This is a genomic window from Syntrophales bacterium (assembly GCA_023229765.1).
Classification (GTDB): Bacteria; Desulfobacterota; Syntrophia; order Syntrophales; family UBA5619; genus DYTH01.
The window spans coordinates 1-23,194 of the sequence record JALNYO010000024.1; the positions used below are offsets into that span (position 1 = coordinate 1).

General features: G+C 51.5%; 22 protein-coding genes and 1 pseudogene. 9 read left to right on the forward strand and 14 right to left on the reverse strand.

The annotated features are described in order from the left end of the window. From M0P74_12170 to M0P74_12210, 9 genes are all read left to right on the forward strand, one after another. Positions 1–364 (forward strand): hypothetical protein (locus M0P74_12170; protein ID MCK9364338.1); only part of this gene is annotated, 364 nt, incomplete at its 5' end. Between the two features lie 181 nt (positions 365–545). Beyond that, positions 546–1,721 carry an acetyl-CoA C-acetyltransferase gene (locus M0P74_12175; protein ID MCK9364339.1) on the forward strand — a complete coding sequence of 392 codons (1,176 nt, stop codon included), beginning with the start codon at positions 546–548 and terminating at the stop codon, positions 1,719–1,721. Positions 1,722–1,795: 74 nt separating this feature from the next. Then, positions 1,796–2,827, forward strand: a complete 1,032-nt coding sequence (locus M0P74_12180) for a TRAP transporter substrate-binding protein (GenBank protein ID MCK9364340.1) — start codon at positions 1,796–1,798, stop codon at positions 2,825–2,827. Between the two features lie 77 nt (positions 2,828–2,904). Continuing rightward, entirely contained in the window at positions 2,905–3,384 is a 480-nt protein-coding gene (locus M0P74_12185) for a TRAP transporter small permease (protein MCK9364341.1), read from the forward strand. Further along, entirely contained in the window at positions 3,381–4,682 is a 1,302-nt protein-coding gene (locus M0P74_12190) for a TRAP transporter large permease (GenBank protein ID MCK9364342.1), read from the forward strand. The genes M0P74_12185 and M0P74_12190 overlap by 4 nt, the downstream gene beginning before the upstream one ends. Positions 4,683–4,767: 85 nt before the next feature. Further along, entirely contained in the window at positions 4,768–6,384 is a 1,617-nt protein-coding gene (locus tag M0P74_12195) for a long-chain-fatty-acid--CoA ligase (GenBank protein MCK9364343.1), read from the forward strand. Between the two features lie 42 nt (positions 6,385–6,426). Further along, positions 6,427–7,167 carry a 3-oxoacyl-ACP reductase FabG gene (locus M0P74_12200; GenBank protein ID MCK9364344.1) on the forward strand — a complete coding sequence of 247 codons (741 nt, stop codon included), beginning with the start codon at positions 6,427–6,429 and terminating at the stop codon, positions 7,165–7,167. Between the two features lie 53 nt (positions 7,168–7,220). Continuing rightward, the gene (locus M0P74_12205; GenBank protein ID MCK9364345.1) at positions 7,221–8,609 is read left to right on the forward strand and encodes an FAD-dependent oxidoreductase; all 1,389 of its coding nucleotides are present in this window, start codon (positions 7,221–7,223) and stop codon (positions 8,607–8,609) included. Between the two features lie 74 nt (positions 8,610–8,683). Next, entirely contained in the window at positions 8,684–9,622 is a 939-nt protein-coding gene (locus tag M0P74_12210) for a 2-dehydropantoate 2-reductase (protein ID MCK9364346.1), read from the forward strand. Positions 9,623–9,794: 172 nt separating this feature from the next. On the opposite strand, the gene M0P74_12215 is transcribed toward M0P74_12210, so the two are convergent. The 14 genes and pseudogenes from M0P74_12215 to M0P74_12280 form a co-directional block, all read right to left on the reverse strand. Continuing rightward, a complete protein-coding gene (locus tag M0P74_12215) occupies positions 9,795–11,462 on the reverse strand; it encodes an acyl--CoA ligase (protein MCK9364347.1) in 1,668 nt (555 codons plus the stop codon). Positions 11,463–11,473: 11 nt separating this feature from the next. After that, positions 11,474–12,220: an ATP-binding cassette domain-containing protein gene (locus M0P74_12220; protein ID MCK9364348.1), complete on the reverse strand. Its 747-nt coding sequence runs from the start codon at positions 12,218–12,220 to the stop codon at positions 11,474–11,476. 6 nt (positions 12,221–12,226) lie between these two features. Next, a complete protein-coding gene (locus M0P74_12225; protein MCK9364349.1) occupies positions 12,227–12,994 on the reverse strand; it encodes an ABC transporter ATP-binding protein in 768 nt (255 codons plus the stop codon). Further along, positions 12,991–14,001 (reverse strand): branched-chain amino acid ABC transporter permease, encoded by a 1,011-nt coding sequence (locus M0P74_12230; GenBank protein ID MCK9364350.1) that lies wholly within the window; start codon positions 13,999–14,001, stop codon positions 12,991–12,993. Before M0P74_12230 ends, M0P74_12225 begins: the two co-directional genes overlap by 4 nt. A gap of 3 nt (positions 14,002–14,004) precedes the next feature. After that, entirely contained in the window at positions 14,005–14,874 is an 870-nt protein-coding gene (locus tag M0P74_12235; GenBank protein ID MCK9364351.1) for a branched-chain amino acid ABC transporter permease, read from the reverse strand. A 21-nt stretch (positions 14,875–14,895) separates the two neighbouring features. Then, positions 14,896–16,152 carry an ABC transporter substrate-binding protein gene (locus tag M0P74_12240; protein ID MCK9364352.1) on the reverse strand — a complete coding sequence of 419 codons (1,257 nt, stop codon included), beginning with the start codon at positions 16,150–16,152 and terminating at the stop codon, positions 14,896–14,898. An 86-nt stretch (positions 16,153–16,238) separates the two neighbouring features. Next, a pseudogene (locus M0P74_12245) lies at positions 16,239–16,415 on the reverse strand (ISKra4 family transposase). A 297-nt stretch (positions 16,416–16,712) separates the two neighbouring features. After that, positions 16,713–17,483, reverse strand: coding sequence for an enoyl-CoA hydratase-related protein (locus M0P74_12250; GenBank protein MCK9364353.1), 771 nt, complete (start codon positions 17,481–17,483; stop codon positions 16,713–16,715). A 26-nt stretch (positions 17,484–17,509) separates the two neighbouring features. Then, positions 17,510–17,986, reverse strand: coding sequence for a hypothetical protein (locus tag M0P74_12255; protein ID MCK9364354.1), 477 nt, complete (start codon positions 17,984–17,986; stop codon positions 17,510–17,512). A 47-nt stretch (positions 17,987–18,033) separates the two neighbouring features. Beyond that, entirely contained in the window at positions 18,034–18,735 is a 702-nt protein-coding gene (locus M0P74_12260; protein ID MCK9364355.1) for a nitroreductase, read from the reverse strand. Continuing rightward, entirely contained in the window at positions 18,732–19,658 is a 927-nt protein-coding gene (locus M0P74_12265; protein MCK9364356.1) for an MBL fold metallo-hydrolase, read from the reverse strand. Before M0P74_12265 ends, M0P74_12260 begins: the two co-directional genes overlap by 4 nt. A 10-nt stretch (positions 19,659–19,668) precedes the next feature. Then, complete coding sequence (locus tag M0P74_12270; GenBank protein ID MCK9364357.1) at positions 19,669–21,210, reverse strand: radical SAM protein; 1,542 nt, start codon at positions 21,208–21,210, stop codon at positions 19,669–19,671. Between the two features lie 89 nt (positions 21,211–21,299). Next, positions 21,300–22,454 (reverse strand): 6-hydroxycyclohex-1-ene-1-carbonyl-CoA dehydrogenase, encoded by a 1,155-nt coding sequence (gene had, locus M0P74_12275; GenBank protein MCK9364358.1) that lies wholly within the window; start codon positions 22,452–22,454, stop codon positions 21,300–21,302. Continuing rightward, positions 22,445–23,143: an enoyl-CoA hydratase/isomerase family protein gene (locus M0P74_12280; protein MCK9364359.1), complete on the reverse strand. Its 699-nt coding sequence runs from the start codon at positions 23,141–23,143 to the stop codon at positions 22,445–22,447. The genes had and M0P74_12280 overlap by 10 nt, the downstream gene beginning before the upstream one ends. Between the last annotated feature and the right edge of the window lie 51 nt (positions 23,144–23,194).

Below are 23,194 nucleotides of genomic sequence, written 5' to 3' on the forward strand. Positions count from 1 at the left end.
AAAGTATATTCGTTTTAATTCAGCGTTTGCTTACTACAATCGAGAACTTTGTGTTTCATTCGAAACATTGGCAGCAGAACTCGTTGGCGCCCATGACAGAATAGAACCTGAATTTAGGCGAATTTACAATAAATATCAAGCATTTCTTTCAGATATGATTATGCAAGGGAAAAAAGAGGGGGTTTTCAAAGAAGATCTGGATACAAATCTTTCTGCACTAACAATCATGGCCTTTCACCATGGAGTATTGTTTCAATGGTCTATGAACAGGGATGTAATTAATGGGGAGATTTTTGTAAAGACATTCAGGAAAATCATGCTCTATGGTTTAAAGAGTAACGCTCTCGTCAAAAGTGGTCTCTAAAATATTAAGTGCATAATGACATCCATCAATAAGCAAAGACCTTCGCTGTTACTGCTGTCCATGAATAAGGCAGTGTCGGTTTGTTTCGAATCTGATGATTAATATAACAAGTTACAGGGAATGTATGAATGTCCAAGATGGTATGGCACGCCTAACCTAATCTAAAAAGGAGCTTTTTATTATGAAGGACATAGTTATTGTGGGAGGGACGCGCACAGCCATAGGAACATTCGGCGGAACATTAAGGGATGTAACGGCAAACCAGTTTTCGCCGTTCATTGTCGATTCAGTTATCAGAAATACCGGCATAGAGAAGAATATGATCGACAAGGTGATCCTGGGTTGCTGCTTCGAAGGCGTTGAACATAACGTTGCGCGAGTTGGCCTTTTAAAGGCCGGGCTTCCCTTTGAAACCACTGCTCACCAGGTCGTTGCCACCTGCGGATCCGGCATGCAGGCTATAATGAACGGTATTCAAAGCATTTCCGATGACGATTCTTCGTGTGTGATAGCGGGAGGCGTTGAAAGCATGAGCACAGCGCCCTTTGTCCTGAAGACGGCGCGCTGGGGCATGCGTTTTAAACATAATGAATGTACCGATGCAGTCTGGAAATCTATGCAGGAACCTCCCGTGGGGCCAGGAATGGGACTGACTGCGGAAAATTTGGCAGAAAAGTATGGCATCTCCCGGGAAGAGCAGGATGTTCTTGCATTGCGAAGTCAGCAATTGGCCGGCAGAGCTATCAGGGAAGGACGTTTCCGGGACGAGATATCGCCGTTTCCAGTCCCTCAGCGCAGGGGGGAGCCTAAAATGTTTGACACCGATGAACACCCGAAACTGGATACGACCATGGAAAAGCTGGCCGTACTTCCACCTGCGTTTAAAGAAGGTGGTACAGTGACAGCAGGTAACTCCAGCGGCATCAATGATGCGGCTGCGGCTCTCATAATTATGACGAGGAAAAAAGCGAAAGAGCTGGGCCTAAAGCCCCGTGCGCGCTTTGCGAGTTATGCTGTTGCTGGTGTTGATCCGGCATATATGGGTATCGGTCCGGTTCCTGCAACCAGAAAAGCCTTAAAGCGAGCCGGCTGGAAGCTCGATGATATTGAGCTTATCGAGATCAACGAAGCATTTGCAGCCCAGTGCATAGCCTGTGAGCGGGAGCTGGGCTGGAATCGCGACATAGTCAACGTGAATGGAAGCGGTATTGCCTTGGGGCACCCGGTAGGATGCACGGGCGCCAGAATAGTGGTTACCCTTCTCTATGAGATGGAGAAAAGAAATTTACACAGAGGGCTTGCAACACTCTGCGCAGGGGGCGGCCAGGGGTTTGCGATAATCATAGAAAGAGATTAGATAATTGTTTGAAAGGTGAGGGCTGTTTCTCTATTCAGTCCGGAGAAGAACTAAATAACAAGGAGGGTATGAAAATGAGAAACTGTACAAGAAAGGTTTTTTTCACTGTCTGCGCGGTGGCATTTGTTGCATGTTTTTTAGCTACATCAAGCTTTTCTGCGGAACCTGTCATTCGGATGAAGTACGCCAGTTTTATGCCACCGGGGCATCCCATCAGCGAGTTGTCCAATCAATGGTGTAAAGAACTGGAAAAGAGAACGAATGGACGTGTCAAGGTTGCTTATTTCCCTGCCGGAACACTGGTAAGTGCGAACCAGATGTATGACGGCATTGTAAAAAGCGTTATCGATGTCGGTTGGAGCATAATGTCCTACACACCGGGAAGGATGCCCCTTTCAGAGGTTCTCGTTCTTCCCCTCGGTTACAAAAGCGGGTATCAGGCTACTCGGTTGGCAAATGCCTTCTATCAGAAGTTCAAACCGAAGGAATATGATGATGTGAAACTATTTTATCTCCACGCCCATGGCCCGGGTTTCTTTCACACCAAGGGACCGGTCAACAAGATTGAGGATCTGAAGGGCCTTAGAATAAAGAGCGATGCGAACACATCAAAGGTTGTGGCCGCAGCCGGGGCTACACCCACCACTATGCCCATGTTAGAGACTTATGACGCCCTGAAGCGGGGGCTTGCGGACGGTGTGCTCCTTCCCATTGAGACGCTGAAGGGATGGAAGTTTGGAGAGGTCTGCAAATACACTTACATAAATCATGGCAATGCCTACGCAAACGGCTTCTTCTTTGCCATGAACAAGGCAAGATGGGATTCCCTCCCCCAGGACATTCAGCAGATCATCGACAAACTTAACGAAGAGTGGTTTGAGAAACAGGCGAGAATGTGGAGTTGGGTAGATGAAGGTGGGCTTGAATTCGCGGAGAAGACCGGCCAGAAGATCGTATACGCAACCCCGGAGGAAGAGGCGAAAATGAGAGAGAAAATTAACCCACTATTCGATGCCTATGTACAAAGAATGAAGGACAAGGGCCTTCCCGGCGATGAGGCCTTGAAGTGGTGTCTCAATTATCTGAAGACAGCGCCTGCCAAATAAAGCGATCGATCAAGGGAATGGTTCAGGGGCAAGCTGTTTGACCCCTGAACCATTGTTTGCGCGAGGGAGGGGAAGCAATGACTGTGTGGTTTGCCTTTGTAAGAAAGATGTGCCGGTTTCTTCAGTTGATAGCGGGGGTAACGCTTGCCTTCATGTTTTTGTTCACTCTCGTTAACGTGGCAGTGAGGGCCTTCGGGAAACCCATCTTAGGGGATTTTGAGGTTATCTCTTTTTTAGGGGCGATTGTATTTGGCTTTGCTATTCCGTACACATCCTTACTTAAAGGGCATGTAATCGTTGATTTCCTGATAGAGAAACTCCCGAAAAAAGCGAGGGGCGCCATGCGGGTCTTCACGAGGAGCCTCGGCATAACGCTATTTCTGTGGATGAGCTGGAATTTCGTTGTCATGAGCCTTGACCTCATGAAGTCAAATGAGGTTACCCCTGTGTTCAAGCTTCCCTATTACCCAATATCCTTTGGGCTGGCATTCGCTTGCATTATTGAGTGCTGTGTGTTTGTTTCGCAGATTATAGAGACTGTAAGGAGGCCGGCATGAGTGAAATATCGATAGGAATTCTCGGCATATTCATGTTGATGGTCATTTTCCTGACCGGCATCGAACTGGGGATCGGAATGGCCATTCTCGGATTTTTGGGGATCGGTTACCTCGGCACGTGGGGCGGAGCCTCCAACCAGGTTGTTAAGGATTTTTTCGAAACCTTCACCAACTACGGGTTTACAGTGATCCCTCTCTTTGTCCTTATGGGCCAGGTTGCATACCACTCGGATGTTGCAAAAAATCTCTATAATTCTGCAGGGAAATTCGTAGGTCACATTCCCGGAGGCCTTGCCATGACCACCGTCGTGGGGGCAACACTCTTCAAGGCCATGTGTGGATCTACGCTTGCTACTTGCGCTACCTTTGCAAGCGTTGCAATTCCTGAAATGAACCGGATGGGGTACAGCAAGAAGCTTTCTACTGGGGTTGTCGCCTCGGTAGGCACACTGGGCATGCTGATTCCTCCAAGCATTCCCCTTATGATTTACGGCATCATTACTGAACAATCGATCGGCAAGCTTTTTCTCGCGGGTATTTTCCCTGGGCTGATCATTGCCCTGTTCTTCATATTCGTGATCATAGGCTGGGTCAAGATTGATCCATCCATTGCGAGGCCATCGCCAAGATCAACGTGGGAGGAAAGGATAAAATCTTCTCCCGAGTTTCTGTGGGTAGCGATAATCTTTTCCCTGGTCATTGGAGGGCTCATGGCAGGGTGGTTCTCGCCGACAGAGGCAGGAAGCATCGGCACGGCAGCAGTGTTCATACTGGCTTATGCTAAAAGAAAATTATCTTTTAAGTCACTAATTTTATCCTTCGATGAATCACTTCGAACGGCCTGCATGGTTATCCTTCTCATCGGCGGTTCCGTGGTTTTCGGCCATTTTCTTGCCGTCACATCGATCCCCTTTGTCGCCGCTGACTGGATAGGCGGTCTGCCTATCAACAAAAACATTGTTATGATTTTGATTATCGTCGTTTACCTTATCGGCGGTTCATTTATCGATGATCTGGCTTTTATGATCATGGCCACTCCTATTTTTTATCCTGTTATTATAAAACTGGGTTACGACCCCATATGGTTCGGCATTATGATTGCCATAACCCTTATGGTCGGCGTCATTATACCGCCGGTAGCCATCGCTGTCTTTGTTGTGAAGAACATAACAGGCGAACCCTTTAAGGTGATTTACGCCGGTGTTGTCCCATTTCTTCTGAGCCTTATTGCCTGTGCTGCCCTCCTCTTCTTTTTCCCGGGGATTGCCACATGGTTGCCCTCCCTTTCGGGGGCTTGATCTGCGAATATACAACCTGTTGGTGCGTAAACAGTCGGTTGGATCCAAAGAAAATTCAATACATAGAACAAGTAGAGGAGAAACCATGAAAACGTTGCAGAGCAAATTGGGCTGGGCGTTAGAGGAAGTAGAGGGGCCTGATTTTAAAGGGAAGATTTATAAAAACAGGCCGAAAAATGTTGTGGAGATATTGGAAAATACTGTCACTGCATATCCCGATAAAGAGGGTTTTATTTATGGCAACCTGCGACTGACTTTTAAAGAATTTGATGGAATCGTTAACAGAATAGCAGCGGGACTGGAAAAGCTCGGGGTACAAAAAGACGACCATGTTGCTATACTCTTAGGCATACAACTGGAATTTCCTTTGATCTTTTTTGCCTTGATGAAATTGGGGGCTTTAGCAGTGCCACTCAATACCAGGTTTAAAGGAGAAGAGCTGGCTTATGAAATTAATGACTCTGAGAGCAAACTATTAATTGTTGACGAAGAGTACTGGCCTTTTATCGATTCTGTACGCGACCAGTTGAAAACGGTCCGGAATATTTTTTATAACGGAGATAATGTTCCCGGCGGAGTCCTCCCTTTTCAATTATTAAAGGATAATAAGGAAGAGATATTTACACAGGCAAAGCTGTCAGAGACAGATGATGCCTTAATCATGTACACATCCGGAACGACAGGGAAGCCGAAGGGCGCCGTACTTCAGCAACGGGGTCTCGTATTAACGGCGATGCTTGTAAGTGACTTCATGTGCTTGCAACCAGGGGATAAGATGATAGCCTGCATCCCGCTTTTTCATATCACAGGTCTCAACCAGGTAATGATTGCTTCAATTAACAGTGGAATTTCCTGCGTATATATGAGAACTTTTAAGACCAAAGAATTTTTACAGCTCCTGTCCTCTGAAAAGGTAACGGCCTATATCGGCGTTATAAATATTATCTGGCTCATGATTAATCACCCGGATTTTGATCAATATGACTTTTCGAGTTTCAAGACCGCTTTTTTTGGCGGCTCTCCAGCTACAGAAGAGATGGTCAAGGGTATTTTCAAGAAATTGCCGAATCTCAATATCAGCGTAGGCTATGGTTTGACGGAGAGCTTTGGCATGGTCTGCACAACGCCATACGAGGATGTCTTTCGCAAAATAAGAGGTGTAGGTAAAATGCTGCCTACGGTAGAGGCGAAAATAGTGGATGTAATAGACGCAGGCAAGGAACTACCCCCTGAAAGCGTTGGCGAGATTTTGCTTAGAAGTGCAAAAATTACAAAGGGATATTGGAAAAACCCGGAAGCCACCAAGGCAACTATTACGTCTGACGGATGGCTTCATACAGGCGATATCGGGAAAATGGACGACGAAGGATTCCTTTATATAATGGATCGTAAAAAGGATATGATCATCCGGGGTGGGGAAAAAATATACTCCCAGGAAGTAGAGAATTTAATATTCGATTATAAAAAAGTGATGGAAGTTGCGGTGGTGGGTGTGCCAGATAGCGTCATGGGTGAAGTCGTAAAGGCAGTTATTGTCCTGAAGGAAGGTGAAAGAGCCACGGAGGATGAGATCAAACAATTCTGTGCGGAGCGTCTGGCGGATTATAAGATCCCCAAATTCATAGAGTTTGCCAGCAGCCTTCCGAGGAACCCGGCAGGGAAGTTAATAAAAGCCGAATTACGGTATGTTCCGAATAAGTGAATCAGGTGTATTTATAGTTTAGGCGAGGCTAAGCATACAATTATGGAAGCGAAAGTAGCTTTGGTAACCGGTTCAGCACGAGGCATAGGGAGAGCGATTGCCATCGGTCTGGCAAAGGAAGGGGTTCGTGTCGTGGTTAACTACCAATCAAAACAAGCTGCTGCTGAAGACGTGGCTCGGGCGATAACAAGTATCGGAGGCGAAGCCATGATTGTGAAGGCTGACGTTGCTCACGACGCTGAAGTTAAGTCAATGGTGGATCAGGTGGTGGACAGATGGGGAAGTATTGATATACTTATAAATAACGCAGCCTTACACAGGGGCGGCAGGATTCAGAACCTTGCACATGAAGACTGGGATCTCGTAATAAACACAGCGCTTGGAGGCGCATTTCACTGTGCCCGGTATGTGGTGCCGATTATGGTGAGCAGGAAATGGGGCAGGATTGTTAATCTGTCTTCGTACGTGGCGCTCCACGGCTACCCCGGGGACACTGCTTATGGTGCTGCCAAAGCGGGGATTCTGGGTTTTACCATGTCCCTGGCGAAAGAAGTGGCAGCAAAAGGCATTACGGTGAATGCTGTTGTCCCGGGATTTGTTCCGACTGATATGACGGGTGAGCTTTTCAACACCCGGGAGAAGATTGACCGGGAAGTTCAGAACATACCCATACACCGCCCCGGGAAACCGGAAGAGGTTGCTGATATGGTCAATTATCTTGTGTTCAAGGGAGAGTATGTCACGGGCACGGTAATCAGAGTTGATGGCGGACTGGCAATGTAGATGCCAAAAATTCCTGCTTTTAGATGAATTTTCATATTGACGGGAGGTTTATAATGGGAAAAAGTGATGTCATCGTAATTGGTGGAGGAGTAGGGGGCTCCACTGTTGGAGCTTTGCTTGCCAAGCACGGTAAAAAAGTTACATTATTGGAAAGCAGATCCAGGGTAGGCGGTCGGGCAACAACCTATGAGCGAGAGGGAGTGCTGACAGACTACGGTCAGCATTCAGGAACTGCGTATGGAAGCATTGAAAAAGCCCTGAAAATTGTCGGTTCCAACCTTGCCATGATATATCCCGACCCTTTTTTTTACATTTATCACGATAAAAGATTTTTTCCACTACCCAGTACTTTGGATGACTATAGTAAATTCGAATACATTCCCAGCGACAAACGCAATGAATTAGTCGAACTGCTCAAGCATATAGCGCAAATACCATTGGAGTCAGATGAATTTGACTCGATGAGCCTGAAAGACTGGTTAGTCGCTAGAACAAGCAGCCAATCTATCATAGGGTTTCTATGCATATTAGGCAGCATCAGCGCTACTCAGGATAATCCGGCAGAAGCAGCTGCCGGCCCCGCGCTTCGCTGGATAGGCGAAGCGCTGAGAAGAGGAAAACCTTTGGGTTGTTATCCCGCAAAGGGCGGCTTTAATGCTTTTAATATTGCCTTTTCCGAAGCCATTAAGAACCATGGCGGACAGGTTTTAACAAACACCACAGTTAGAGAAATCACAGTAAAAAATAATTGCGTAACAGGCGTCATTGCAGAAAGCCCTGAAGGAATTCTTAAATTAGAAGCGCCTGTGGTTGTCAGCAACGTGCCAGTAATGAATATTTTCCAACTGATATCGACGGATCATTTCCCAAGATGGTTTATTGAACGTGTCCGTTTTTTGGAGTCAGTCTATTTCGAATGGACTGGCGCCAGTTTGGGAATCTCTTTTATTGCCACAAAGCCATTGCATAACATGAAATCCAACATAGTGGTGCCTGCGGAATCCGTTGAAAACAGCGCCGGCCCCAGCTACCTTAAATGGATATTTCAACCAACCAGTCTAACTCCGAATATTGCCCCTCCGGGCAAACACTACTTTGGTTATGGCAATGCCGTGACTCGCTCTTATGCAGACCTTCTCCGGGAAATGCCCCAGATCTATGAGAAGGATTTGAAGCTCTTTGAGGAAGAGTTATGGAGATTATTCCCAGATTTTGACCGCTCGAGCATTATAAGAAGTGGATCCGGACTTCTCCGGCTGCTGGATACTACCATGCAATTTCCCGGTAACGCCTGGAAACAGCGGCTGGATGTGAAAGCGCCGTCTATCGACGGTCTCTATTTTACCGGCGATATGATTAAGGGCATGGGCAATGGCACCGACCTCGCTGCCCATTCAGGAATTCTCTGTGCGGAGAGAATTCTGAAAACCAATCTTATTTAGTGCCTTCATTTATGTTCATCGTTATAGAGGCAATTTTTATTTGGGCGCGAATTCAATTGAAGGAGGCATAATTCATGGATGACTTTAGAATCGCTGTGGTAGGTATTGGAGCCACAGGGACTGTTTTGGCGGCAGCTTTGCTCAGTCAGAATCCGGATACTGTACTTGTTGATCCCATGCCGGGTCTGGGTGAAAAGATCCTAAAGGATGGGCTCAGGGTTTCAGGCGAAGTGAACTATCAGGTTCCTGTTCGTCATTTCTTTGATAAGATTGAGAAATGTAAGGAATACGATCCGAATCTAATATTCGTTTCCACCAAGACCTTTCATTTCTCCCGGGTTTTAACGGACTTGAAGGGAGTGTTCAAGGAGGGAACAAAGATCGTCAGCACCCACAACGGCCTTGGGACTGAGGATCTCATTGCCGAAGCGTTTGGGGCTGAAGCGGCATTGCGAATGTCACTCAATTATGGTGTTTCCCTGAATGGGCCGGGCGAGGTCGAAATGGCCTTTTTCAACCGTCCCCATCATCTGGGCGCCTTGATTCCCGAAAACCGGGAAACAGGTTTACGAATCGCTCAATTGTTGTCAGCAGGAGCTCTGGATACGGAGTTTGTCGATGACATCAAACTCTATGTCTGGAAAAAGATGATCATGAAATGCACCATGGCCTCCATTTGTGCCGTCACGGACAGAACCATAAAAGACGCCCTCTCTTTTCCCCCCACCAGAGAAATCGCCGATGCCTGTTTCAAGGAGGTTCTGGCTGTCGCCAAGGCAAAAGGTTATGATCTCGGCGATGACTACCTGACACAGGCATTGAGTTATCTTGAAAAGGTGGGGATTCATAAAGATTCCATGTGCGTCGATGTCGCCAACAAAACACGCACAGAAATTGACTTTCTTGGGGGAAAGGTCGTGGAATACGGAAGGGAAACCGGCGTTTCCACTCCGTGTTACGCAACGATGGCGAACCTGGTCAGGGCCATGGAAGACAAATATCTCGGGCATTGACAAAACTGATCACTGGTATCCCAGCACTGATTTTTGAGAGCCCCCGAACTTCATAAAATGTTCATCATAAGCCGGGCACCCCTTCGTCGATTCATTACTTATATCAAATAGTTAATCTCTGCCGGAGCTCCGGCAGAGATTTCTGGGCGACGGAATAAGATCCTTTAAAATCCTATGACACTGCGGCAACTGGTTTTTTTTCTTTGTCGAGCTTGCGCTTTTCTTCATCCCGGATCTCTCTCCGGAGCAGCTTGCCGACTTTTGATTTGGGGAGCATATCCCGGAATTCAATGTATTGCGGAATCTTGTAAGGGGCAAGCCTTTCGTGGCACCAACTGATAAGCTCGGCGCTGCCTATTCCCTTCGCATCTTCCTTTAAAACCACGATCGCCTTGATCCGCTCGCCCACTTTCGGATCAGGCACTCCGACGACGCATGCCCCCATCACGGTCGGATGGTCCTGAAGCGCCGCTTCGATCTCCGAGGCCGAAACCCGGTAAGCCTTATATTTGATGATATCCGCGGTCCTCTCCACAAACTCCAGTTCCCCGGACTCGGTTCTTTTAACGTAATCGCCGGTTCGATAGTAGGTTTCGCCGTCTATCTCGATATAGGAGTACTTTGTCTCTTCCGGCTTGTTCAAATATTCCTTTATTGGGTATAAGGACGTTACAAGCAGCTCGCCCAGCTCGCCAACAGGGAGCGGCGCAAGCGTTGTCCGATCCACAACGATCGATTTCCTTGTTTTCAGGGTCTTGCCGATGGTCGTGGGCGACGGCTCTTTGTCCAAGGGGCTGTAGCTTACGTGCCCTATCTCCGTTGAACCGTACACCTGGTACAGCGGAATGCCGTATTTTTCCTGCCATGTCCGGAAGACTTCCTGGGGCAGGACATCCCCGCCGCAATAGCAGTAGCGCAAGGAACTTAAATCATATTGATCAATCCTGTCATTTTCCAGAATCATGCGGTAGAGGGCGGGAACCCCCAGCATGCAGCGCACCTTATAATTCTCTATCGCCGAAAGTATCGAATCAACCTCGGGGAGCGGCATCAATACCACCGTATTGCCGAAGTTCAAGCCGAAAGCCATCGCAAACCCCTTGGCCATAATATGAAAGAGGGGGTTTACCATCAGCACCACGTCTGTTCCCTCTTCGACGAACCCTCCTGCTACATCCTCCATAATATCATTTATGTACGAAACCTCGCCGCTATGATTGCCCAGTACCCCTTTCGGAAATCCCGTCGTGCCGCCTGTGTACATGATATAAGAAAGGTCTTTCATCGGATCGATGGCAACGGCCGGCGGCTGGGGCCAGTCCTTCTTCATGATGTCGTTAAAAAAATAAATCTTTCCCCCTTTTTCCACGGCGCCCATCGGAATCTTGTCCAGCAGATGGCCAATCATCTTCTTCCACCAGGGGACAAGATCGACGAGGTTCGTAACGATGACGCGCTTAAGCCCGGCCCCTTCCATTACCTCTTTCACATATCCGAAGTTGGTATCTAAGCAGATGACGGATTCTATTCCTGCATCGAGCATCATGTATTTGATCTCGAAGGCGGTATAAATAGGGGAAACGGGGACAGTGATCGCCCCTATTTTGTTGATGGCGTAGTTGGCGATTATCCACTGGGGACAATTTGATATATAGAGCATCACCTTATCGCCCTTTTTCACCCCGAGGGCGGAAAGTCCCGCCGCAAATTTATCAACCATTCGCTCTAACAAACTGTAAGAAAATCGTTTTCCCAGGTAGATAAGGGCTGTGTTGCCAGGATGCTTCCGGCAGATCTCATAAAAACGCGAGAAGGCTAACTGGCTTTCAAAATTATCCATGGATTTTCCCCTCAAACGCCAAAATAGGCTGATTTTACGTCCGGATTATCGAGAAGTTCCGCGCCTGTGCCGGTAAGCACGCTGGAGCCGTTCTCGAGAATGTAGCCATTGTCGATAATGGGGATAACCGGACGGGCGTATTGTTCTGTAATAATAATGGTAATGCCCTTTGTATCGCGGATAGCCTTCGTGCCGCTGATAACGATATCCATATAAGCCGGGCTTAAACCCAGAAGGGGTTCATCCAAAAGCAGGACGGTGGGGTTTGCCATGAGCGCTCTGCCGATGGCCAGCATCTGCTGCTCCCCGCCGCTTAAAAACCCCCCCTGCCTTTTGAGATGATCCTTGAGACGGGGGAAAAGGTCCAGCACATATTCAAGATTGTCTTTCGTATCCTGCTTTTTTGAAAGATAAGCGCCGATCTTCAGATTTTCCAGGACGGAACTTTCCGGGAATATTCTCCTTCTCTCCGGACACAATATTATCCCCTTTTTTGCCCGCAGGTGGGGTTTGAGATTGGAGACATCCTCCCCGTTCAGGGTTAATGTCCCATATACCGAGATGCGCTCGCCGCCGCGCATTTCCTCTTTCTTCTTGATATCGAGAATTATCCCGGAGAGGAAATACATCAGCGCGCTTTTGCCGGCGCTGTTCGAGCCGAAGATGCCGATGATTTTGCCGTCCGGGGCATCAATGCTGACATTATTCAGGGCAATCATGTTTTCATAAAAAATCATCATCCCGCGCGCTTCAAGCATAGTCCGCTATACCTCTTCTTTGCCAAGATAGGCTTCTTTCACCTTCTTGTTTTCGATAACAACGCTCGATTCACCTTCCGCAATCTTTTCCCCGAAGTTCAGGGCCATGACCCGGTCGGCCACCCGGAACAACTCCCGGAGCCGGTGCTCAACCATGATCAGGGTAATCCCTTCTTCCTTCATCTTTTCGATCAGGGGAAGCATGCCGGCGATTTCGCTCATGCTCAATCCGGAAAATACCTCATCGCAAAAAATGATCTCCGGCCGCATCGCAATGCACCGCGCCAATTCCAGCCGCTTTTGATATCCGGTTGGCAGCGTGGAGGCGATTTTGTAAGGAACCCGCGAATCCCTCTCGAAACCGATTTCTTCGAGGATATCTATCGCCACTGTATCCCGGTCGCCATGCTTGCCGCCGCCCCGCCATCCGCCCACGGTCTTTGCCCGGGGCGACCATAGGGGAATGATCAGGTTTTTGTAGGCTGGGAGGCTGTAATAGGGCCGCATGATCTGAAACGTCCGGCTGATGCCGATATGGGCGATCTTGTGGGGCGCCCACCCGGTAATATTTTTCCCCTTGAACGATACGCGCCCGGCATCGGGTTTAATAAAGCCGGTGATGCAGTTGATCAGCGTGGTTTTTCCCGAACCGTTCGGCCCGATAATGCCGTAAACCTCACCCCGTTTAATCTCAAAGCCCACATCCACGAGCGCCTTGAGACCGCCGAAGGTCTTGCTTATGCCCTGAACAGCGAGGATTATTTCGTCGCTCATACCTTTACCCACCTTTCGAACTGGTGGTATTTTCTCATGACGTAAACCATTATTCCCTCACTCTTGAAAACTATAAAACCGGTGAGGATTACACAATAGATGACTATCCTGAAGGTACCGAAATTACGCAGCAGTTCTGATACCGGCACCAGAATGAAGCTGCCGACAACTGCGCCCAGCAGGGTGCCTCCGCCGCCGATCACCACCGAAGCAATTGGGATAATTGAAAAGTCGAGGGCAAAAAGGGAAGTGCCTGCCCACGAGTACATGTGCGATATGTACGCCCCGCCAAAACAACCCATGAAGGATGCCACAAATACGGCAAATGCCTTCATCCGGGTGACGCTGATGCCCGATGCCCGCACCGCCTGATCGTTATCCTTGACCCCCCTGATGACAAGGCCCATGTCCTGATTGACAAAGCGCCTCAGTCCGTAGAGGAAGATCAGCGTGGCGATGATAATCAGGTAGTGCTCAACATACTCATTGGGGAGGCTGTCGAGACCGATAATGCCATTCGTCCCGCCAAAGATGTTCAATGCCTCGATCACCCTGGTCGCGAGCAGCGGATACATGAGCGTAACAATTGCAAAGTAAACCCCGCGCAACGGCAGGGCCGGCATCAGCAGCAGCGTGGAAAGGGCAGCCCCGCAGATTGTCGCGAGCGGGATGGAAAGATAAACCGGGAAATGAAAGTAAACATTGAAGATGGCGGAGAGGTAACCGCCGACACCCACAAAAAAAGCGCCTCCCAGACACACCAGGCCAACAAAATTGGCAAGGAAATCAAAAGCAAGGGCGAGCAGCGCATAAACGCACACGATATTGATGACCCTTTTCCAGTAGGGGGCAAACTCAAGGACGATGGGAAGGATTATCATCCCGATTATTAAAAAAAGCGGAGGCCCTATCAGGTAGAGCATTTCCCGCCACGTTGAGATCGCATAGAGCCCCGCGGTTCTAACCCGGACGCCTCTGTCAATCCTTTCCTTCCGCATCATCTCCATAACTTAGACCCTTTCTTCGAGCTCTTTCTGCTTGCCGAATATCCCGGATGGCTTTATGAGCAAAGTGATAATAATCGCCAGGAGGGCGACTACCATCTGGTATTGCGACGAGAGAAAGGCTTCCGTAAGGATTTGCGCAAAACCGATGATGAAGGACGCGAGAATTGTCCCGCCCCAGCTTCCCAATCCCCCGATTACGCTCACGGCAATCGCAAAAATCAGGACACTGTAGCCGACCTCCACGATTATGTTTCCCAGAGGCAGAAGCATTACTGCCGCAAGACCGGCCAAGCCCGACCCTAATGCCAGCGAGATAATTGCCGTCATATCCGAATCAATGCCGAGCATCATGGCTGCCCTCTCGTCCTGGGCTATCCCCCGCAAGGCCAGCCCCACCCTGTTGAAATGTGTAAAAAGATAGAGGGTAGCGAAGACAATAATGCCCACCGCAACAATAAGCAGTCGCTGGTAATCGACGCTCACCCCGAAAATATTCATGGAACCGGCGATAAAAGGGGGAAGGGTGAAAGTCATTCCTCTCAACCCTCCCCACCTCAGTCCTTCAAGAATTGCCAGACCTATCGCATACGTGGCGATAATCTCGGATATCTCCATTCCCCGTATCCGTATCAGGATAAACCTATACATAAAGGCCCCGATCGCGGCAGTAATGCCGATGGCAAGCACAATCGCCACCGGATAAGGGAGCGACCCAAACTTGTTCATAAAGAGCCAGGCCAAATATCCCGTTGTGATGTAGAGGGCTCCGTGCGCAAAATTGGGCATCCTGGCAATGCTGTACACCAGGGTAAACCCCAGAGCCGTCAAGGAGAGAATCACACTGTTTATAACTCCATAAACAATTATTTCCACGTCAGCCTCTATTCTCTTCAGTTATTTCATCCAGGGCGGAAACATGATTTTCCCTTCGGCCGCCTTGGGCGGGAAAATCTGCACGCGCTTTCCGGCCTGCCACTGAATAATACCGGTAACAGCTCCCTCCTTGGGATCCCAGGAGGGGATTATCTGATGGGTTTTCTTGTCAAATCTCATTCGCCCGTAAACCCCCATCAGGTCCTGGTTTTCCAGGGCTGTAACAACGGCATCCGAATCGGTGGTTTTGGCCTTCTCGATGGCATCTTTTAACTGATAAACCGCCATGTAGCTCGATGACGTCCCATACCCCTCCGGCTCCAGTCCCCATTTTTTCGTGTAGGCATTGACAAATTTCATCGTCCAGGGGGTAATATTGGCCGGGGCATTGCCGCCGTTGACGAGGTTAACAATCATAAATTCGCCCTTGCCGCCCGTGGCCTTCCAGAAACCCGGCTGCTCCGCAGCATTCATGAAGCCCATCGGCAGGGATTTCAGCTTCATATTGCTCCATTGTTGAAGCAGCGCGGCACTTTCCGGCATATCCATCCAGAGAAAAAGCACCTGGGCGCCCTTCTTGCCGGACTCGATGAGTCCGACGGAATAGTCCGTAGTTCCTGTGGGATAGATTTTCATGTCAACTTCCCACTTTTTTTCTGCAAGGGCCTTCTTCATGTATTCCCCGCCGGCTCTTGCGTGCGCCACATCCTGCACCATGATATAGGCTTTATTGAACCCATGTTTCTGTTGAAGATCGGTCAAGATGGCCATGAAGTCGCCCATCATGACCGGCACATGACTCGTATTGCGAAAACAGTATTTGTACTTGTCGTAATTTTCCGCCACCGCTTTCCCGTACGCAGGCGTAAGGACTCCTGTCGTAAGGATACTGACCTTCTTGTGCTTGCTGAGCAGCGGCATGGCCGCAAGGGCAGCCTCCGAGCGCACAGGGCCGCCGACAATGAAATCCGCCTTCTTGTCAAGGATCAGTTTCTCCATTGCCAGCAGGGCATCCGCGACAGGAACGCTCGGTTCCAGATCCCTGGTGTCAATCACCTCTACCTTGAAAGGTCTTTTCTGCCCCGCGACATTCACGCCGCCGGCGGCATTGATTTCATCAACGGCGAGCTTGATCCCCCGTTCCGCATCCCAGCCGTACAAAAAAGCAGTTGCCAGCGGCGCGCCTATGACAATGGGCTTTCCCTGGGCAAAAGATGTAAACGGCATGCAAAATACAACCAGTACAACCATTAACAAGTGCGACAATTTGTTCTTCATGACCACCCTCCTTTTTTCTCGATTAGTGAATAAAGCATAATGGTTTCTCTTGATAGGGGTGTGCGACAAATTTATGGGTAACAATTTTACGCCACCGTCTGATGCTCCCAAAAATCTTCCCAGCGGTTGCTCAGAATGCTGCAGCTATTTTCCGCACCCTTAACCGTCCAGTGTATACTTGATTGTTTCAGACGCTGTGCGACCACGATTCGACATCCTACCTCCAGGACTCCAGAGTCTACGAAGAACCCACGTTTCCGAAAGACATATTATCAGACAGCGACGTCTTCGCCTCTGCGGCGTGAAACGCTTCCACCTGACTGCCGGCCATCCGTGATATACGCTCTACTGCTTTTGCTTCCATTTGAACATCTGCCAGGTGATACAAATCTTCTTGACCGAGACCGAATGGACGTCAGGCCCCAACATAGCTCACCATTGGCATCTGTCCGTGGGTTGTCTACGTCCACCCCCCAAAGAATAGCGCGAGTGGCGTCCGCGCCGCCCGGCGATGGGATTGCATACTTGAAAAGGAGCGGAGCCGAAACGGCTCCTGCCGCCTACTTCTTTGCAAACTGGGCAAGCCTTCCGCGGGCATCGGTGAAGTCCCCTAGACTTGAATAGCCGTATAGCGTCTCCAGCCTCAGCGCGTCGTCCAGAGGGCGTCCGATCAGTTCTAAGATGGTCTCCTTGGCGGACCGAACGGCGTTGCGGCTGTTGCCCCGTATCATGCGCGCCGTCTCCTCGGCGGCCTGCATCAGTTTTTCCGGCGGCACGATTCGGGTGACCAGTCTGAGGCCGAGCGCCTCCTGGGCCGTGACCTCCCTCCCTGTCAGGGTAAGATCGAGAGCCACGCCTACCCCGGCCACCGCCACCAACCGGACCAAGCCGCCATCGCCCTGGTGCAGACCAAGGCGTACTTCGAAGACACCAAATTTGGCCTTTTCGGAAGCGATGCGTATATCGCAGGCCAGTGCAATTTCCAATCCGGCACCGATGGCATAGCCGTTGATGGCGGCAATGATGGGCTTATAGAGACGGTGCTGCCCGCGGGTCAACCCGCCGCCGAGGCCATGGGGGATGTTCTTGCGCACATCCAGCATATTGGCCCCCTCCCACTTGGGGATGAAGGTCTTCAGATCGGCGCCAACGCAAAAAGCCCGCCCGCTACCGGTGAGTATGGCCACATCCAGGGCATCGTCACCGGCAAAATCTCGCCACACTTCCTCTAGTTCCACGTTGGTGGCCTCGTCGATGGCATTCATCGCCTCGGGTCGGTTGAGGGTAACATAGGCCACGCCCTCGCGTTTTTCATAGAGAACATTGTTCATAAGAATATACCTCCTTTTTGCATTGCCTACCAAGGGATGCCAACGTAGCTGTCCAGCCTGACCTTGGCAATGGTCAGGCTGGCGTGAGCGACGATCTTGCCGTTCATGCTGCAATGTCCGCGGAAGACGCCGACCACGGGGGTGAAGCGCCGTACCTCCAACCGTAGAGTGATGATCTCCCCCGGCGGGATCGGTGCGGTCAGACGGATCTTGAAAGAGGAGATGACTGTGATTTCGTCCTCCGTCAAGGGGCCGTTGGTGACTTTGAAAAACACTATGCCCAGTTGCGAAAAGGATTGCATCAGGTATGATCCGGCGAGAATTGCGCGCTCGGGAAAGTGGCCGACCAGTTCCGGCGAATTGCCGGTAACGGCCTTGGTGCCCTCGATCCATTCGCCGGGCATAAAGCCAGTAATCCTGTCCAGCAGCAGCATTGGATAGCGCTGGGGTAGGTATTTTTCTTTAAGCTCGGTGAAGCCGATCACGCGACTGTTTTCTGCCATATAGCTTTCCTCCCTGAGATGTCGTCTTGACCAATCCGTAACCCAGATCAGTCGTGAAAAACCGCAAATTCAGCCACTGGCATACGGGCACGGTCGAAACCGTTGATGGCTGCTGACCAGTCCGGATAGCCCAAGCTTACCGCACAGGCCAGCAGTCGTTCGGAGTCAATCCCCAAAATTTCCCGTATCTCGTTCGGGTAGTCGCTTATGGAGGCCTGGGGACAGGTCTCCAATCCCAGTGCCCGTGCCGCCAGCATCACGTTCTGTATAAACATTCCATAGTCCATCCAGGAGCCCAAGGCAAGGTCTTTGTGAATGAAGAACAGCAGCCCGACCGGCGCACCAAAGAAACTATAGTTGTTGTTCCATAATTCGGCGCGGTTACGCTTCACTCCTTGGGTGCTATACATCGCTACACCGAGCCCCATACGCCGGACCTTGTAAGGTTCAAACCATTCGACGGGGTAGTACTGGTAATCCGGGTGTTCTTGGACACCCTTCTCCCGGGCTTCCAGCAGAACCTTAGTGATACGGGCCTTGGTGGAGCCGGTCACCACCCTCACATCCCAAGGCTGCACATTGGCACCAGAAGGCGCCCAGCGGGCTGCATCAAGCACGGTGTTGATCATCCCCCACATCACCGGCCGATCCAAAAAGGCGCGCACGGAGCGCCGCTCCCGGATATTACGCAAAACAATGTCCCTGCTCGCTTCCGCTGGCGGCGCAGGCATCCCCTCCTCCTCGTTCATACTTTCCGCACCCCGTAAAAGTATCCGTTGTCCCGAATGATCATCTTGCTGCGCAAACCGCTGTCGATGGCCGCCTGATAGACAGAATCGTAGCGTCCATCGAAATAGCGGTCCACCATCTGTGGAAACCACACTGAGCGTTCCAGGTATTTGTAGTAACCTTCCTCTTTCACGCCTCCTTGGGTCAGAACGTAATAGGAGATCATCTTTTTAATATGGTCCATATGCATCAAGGACTCATCTTCGCGATAGCGGGCCAGCTTTCGCAGGACCCGATTAATAACCGGCTTGGGTTTGCGGATGATTGGACCGTGCCCTGGATAGATAACCTCCACGTTCAACCTGTCGATGCGCTCCAGCGTCTCGACCGCCCGGTCGAGGGCATCCTCTCCTTCGACAATGGGATTAATGACCCCCATATCCCCATGCCATAATGCATCCGCACTGAAGAGAGCTTTCAACTCCTTAGAATATAGAAGCATCTGGCCGCGGGAATGTCCAGGGCCATAGATCGCCTGTAGAACGAGGGGGCCGAAGCGGATTTCATCGCCCTCGCGTAGCCCCTTATCGACCTTAAAAAAATCCGCCCAAGTGTCGTGAAAGCGCCACCATGTGCCAATGTCGTCCCGCGTATTGATGCGGCGCTTTTCTTCCTCGTGCATCCAGACTTCGCAACCGGACTGCTCGATAAAATAACTGTTGCCACCAGCATGATCGCAGTGGCAATGAGTGTTCACAATCAAGTCAACGTCCGCCGGCCCGACACCGAAAGATCGGAGCACTGCAATGGTCTCCTGCAAATCGCCTTTATAGCCGGTATCGATCAAGGTCATCTGCGGGGACTTAGATATGAAATGATTGCAGCTCAGCCAATCCCGCTGGATGAACCAAGCGCCCGGCGCTATCTCAACGACTGACCACATAATCTCCTCCCTACACGCCAACAAGCCCGTCGGAACCGTTGCCCCCCGGCTTAACCCTGAAGCTATCGGCTGGCAGCTGTGCAAGGCTCTCCGGGTGGTAGTACACCCGGGCGCGGGCGCGCATGTCGGTAAACATTCCCTGCTGTTCCCGCTGTCGAAGTCTTTCCCGCATGCGGTCAATGCGCGCCCATTCCAGCAGCAGGCGCTTGTTGCCCTGGGGGGTATTGACGGCCAAGTCAACTTCCCGTACCAGATCCCGGGCCTCGTCCGGTTGAATCACCGGATGTTTCCAGACCAGATAGCCGCCGGTCCATTTACGGAAATCCCAGTCGTTAATAAGATTTCGTTTCAGCATGTTGTAGTACAGAGGGGTGCCGGGCATGGGCAGGAGGATGCTGAAATATGTGTAGATCGGTCCCAACTCCGCCAACCGTTGCGTTGCTCGCCGGATGCTCGCCGGCGTATCGTTCTCGAAACCGATGATATAGGTGGCGGACAACCGGATGCGCAGGTCGTCCATCTGGCGCACCGTTTCCTGAATGTGGGCACAGTTGGTCGTCTTCTGTACCAGATTAAGGTTGACGTCGTTCAGAGATTCCACGCCCAGTTGCGCCATGGTCAGCCCCCGGTCGGCAAGCCATTTCATACCGTCCAGCCCCTTGGCTGTCAGCGCCTGAAAACTGGTCATCATGGTGAAAGGCAGGCCGAATTCGTGCAACAGTTCGATGATCTGCTTGCCCACCTTCGAGAAGGGTCGAACGTCTTGGTTTACCAGGTGCACCGACACCACGCCCTCCTCCTTATAGCGTTCCAGCACTTTGCGGACATTGGCCACGGAAAAAGTCGGTTCGCCCCCTGGCTGGAAAACCGGATCGGCACAGAAAATGCAGTTCTGTGTACAGCCCCGTTCCCAGAAAAGATGGCCAATTTTGATTTTGTGGGCGAGATAAGTGGACTCGTTAATCAACAGAGGGTGTTCGATTTCCGCCGGTTTGATGGGCGACATATCCATGGCTTCCCGGAAGGTCGTCTCCGCATAGCCCCAGTAGAGGCGGTCGAAAACCTCCCGGATGAGCGGCGTGGCCGTCATAACGCCGTAGCCGCCTAGCCATACCTCCCGTACGCCATACTCTTGGCGCGCTCTCTCCGCCAGTTTCAGCGCCCAAGGGATCGTCCAGGTGTAGGCGGTGATCGCCAACACCTGGAACTGCCTGCTGGCGAGGGCCGCCTCGATTTCCGCCTGCATCGGCAGTTCCAGATAAGTTGGCCCCGGCACATTAGCCGACAGGAAGGCCACATCGTAGGAACGGGACTTTATCGAAGGCTGGTATTCCTCCGGATAGGTGAGCGGATGATGTGCAAACCAGTCCAGCCGGCCATCCTCGGTGATGCAGGGGATGTCGCCGCCATAGCCCTCGTTCTCGTAGATGTCACGCGGCGCAGTGGTAAAGAGCACTTCCTCTGGCCGCGGAATGTAGCCAGTCTTGTTGGTGTACTCAACCCATCCCGAACGCCGGGGCCGGTCGGCCAAATGTAAACTAATAGGTTGCATGTTTCCCATGATTTCTCCTCATCAATATTCAGCCCGTCCAATACACTGATAACTGATACCGCATTCGCGCCACGCTCAATTGCGCTTTGTTACGAAACCAAACCGCCCCTCTCCTTCCATTCTCCGTTTTGATTTCCGCCGCCCACCACCGCACCAGCCTGCCAATCCGCCGTCAGCACGATGCGCTTCAAGCCTGTCCTCCGTTGCCTTACATCGTCGAAACTGGCAGCGATGGTCTGCATGGACCGGGTTTCGATAAAGGGCCGAATCTGTATGTCTCCTGCCACCACATGCTCGATCACGCGCGGATACAGTGCTGGATCGCAACCCCAGCTGCCGACGATCTCGGCGTCATAGGCCATGACCTTTGACATAGCGTAGCGTAACTCGCCGGGAGCGTAGCCGACCAGCACCAGCTTGCAGGCGAAAGTAAGTAGGCTCAGGCCCAGTTCTTGGCCGGTCAAGGTTCCGCTGACCTCGAAAATTTTCCAGGAATAGCGGGGATTGATGCCGCGTTTTTTACAGGCGCCCCAGATGTCGTGCCGGATGTCGTCGACGTTCCGGTCACCGATAGCGATGGGTACATCTACGCCATAGGGGACGAGGGCTTCCAACCTGGCCTGGTCGCGCGCGATGCCGACCACTATCTCGGCCCCCATGTGCGTCGCCCATTGGGACAGATAAACTCCAAGCCCACCGGTGGCACCGATTACAATGACTTTGTCGCCCGGTGCGACGCCTGCCCGAAGCGCCGCCTGATAGGGCGTCGACACTGCATCCGCCACCACGGCGAGGCACTCCAGGGAGATAGGGCTATCCTCCGGCACCGGCGCGAGTTCTCGAGCGGGAACAACGACATGGCTCGCAAACCCGCCTTGGATACCGTAATTTCCTCCCAGCATGCGCTGGCGCACACAGCGATTCGCGCGGCCGGCGCGGCAAAGTTCGCAGTTACGGCAAGGAATGATGGTCGGCACGACCACTTGCCGACCTTGCAGACCGCCGCGCACAACGCGGCCGCTAATTTCGTGGCCCAGTGTCAACGGCGGCGTAACCACCGGCGCCACGTTACCGAAAAAGTAGCCTATATCGGTCCCGCAGATGCCGCATGCGGCAACTTCGACTAGGGCGTCCTCGGGGCCAATTTCCGGCAGCGGTTCGTCAACCCTCTCAAAACGGAAGGGACGGGCCGGTTTCTGCTGCGGAACCATACGCCAAGCGTGGAAGCTTGCGGTCACGGCCATGATTTATTCCTCCATGATTTGTCCCCCGTCAGCAGGGCCATACAGACGGCCCGCTGACGGTCGCGCGCTGTCTCCTTGTCAACGCAGCCCCATACGGATTTGAGGGCTCGCGTGACCGTTCCTCCCAAGAGGGCAAGCTCCTGAGCCGCTGCCCATACTTGGCCGGAGAAATCCGGACCGTCGAAGACACGGCCTACTAAACCCATCTGATGGGCTATCCGTGTCCCTGTCCTAATCCCAAGCAGCAGTTCCCAAGCGTAGGCGCAAGGCAATTCCCGGACGAGCGTAAAAATCGCCCCCCAAGCAGGAATGATTCCCTCTCGGACCTCCGGCAGAGCAAACACCGCACGCCGGTGAGCCCAGCGCAGGTCGCAGGCCAGAGCTACTTCGAATCCTCCTCCCAGCGCCAAGCCGCCCACAGCGGCGACAGTAGGAACAGGCAACATGATCAGAGCATTGATTAGCGCCTGTCCTGCGCGCAGGTAGCGTTCCATATCAGCCGGTTCGCTGGCACGCAAGACGGGCAGATCCGCCCCCAGGCAAAACGTCTTGGCACCGCCGGTCACCAAGACCAGCCCCAACGATTCGTCGTGCGCCAGCGCCTCCACTTTGGCCAACAGCCCCATCACCCGGGCTTCGGTCAATATCAGCCGGTCTTCTTCCCCCTCCGCGAGGGAAAGCAAACCCACGGCATCACCCCCTCCCCCTACTGCGGTGGAATCTTGTGCCTTCCATTGCAT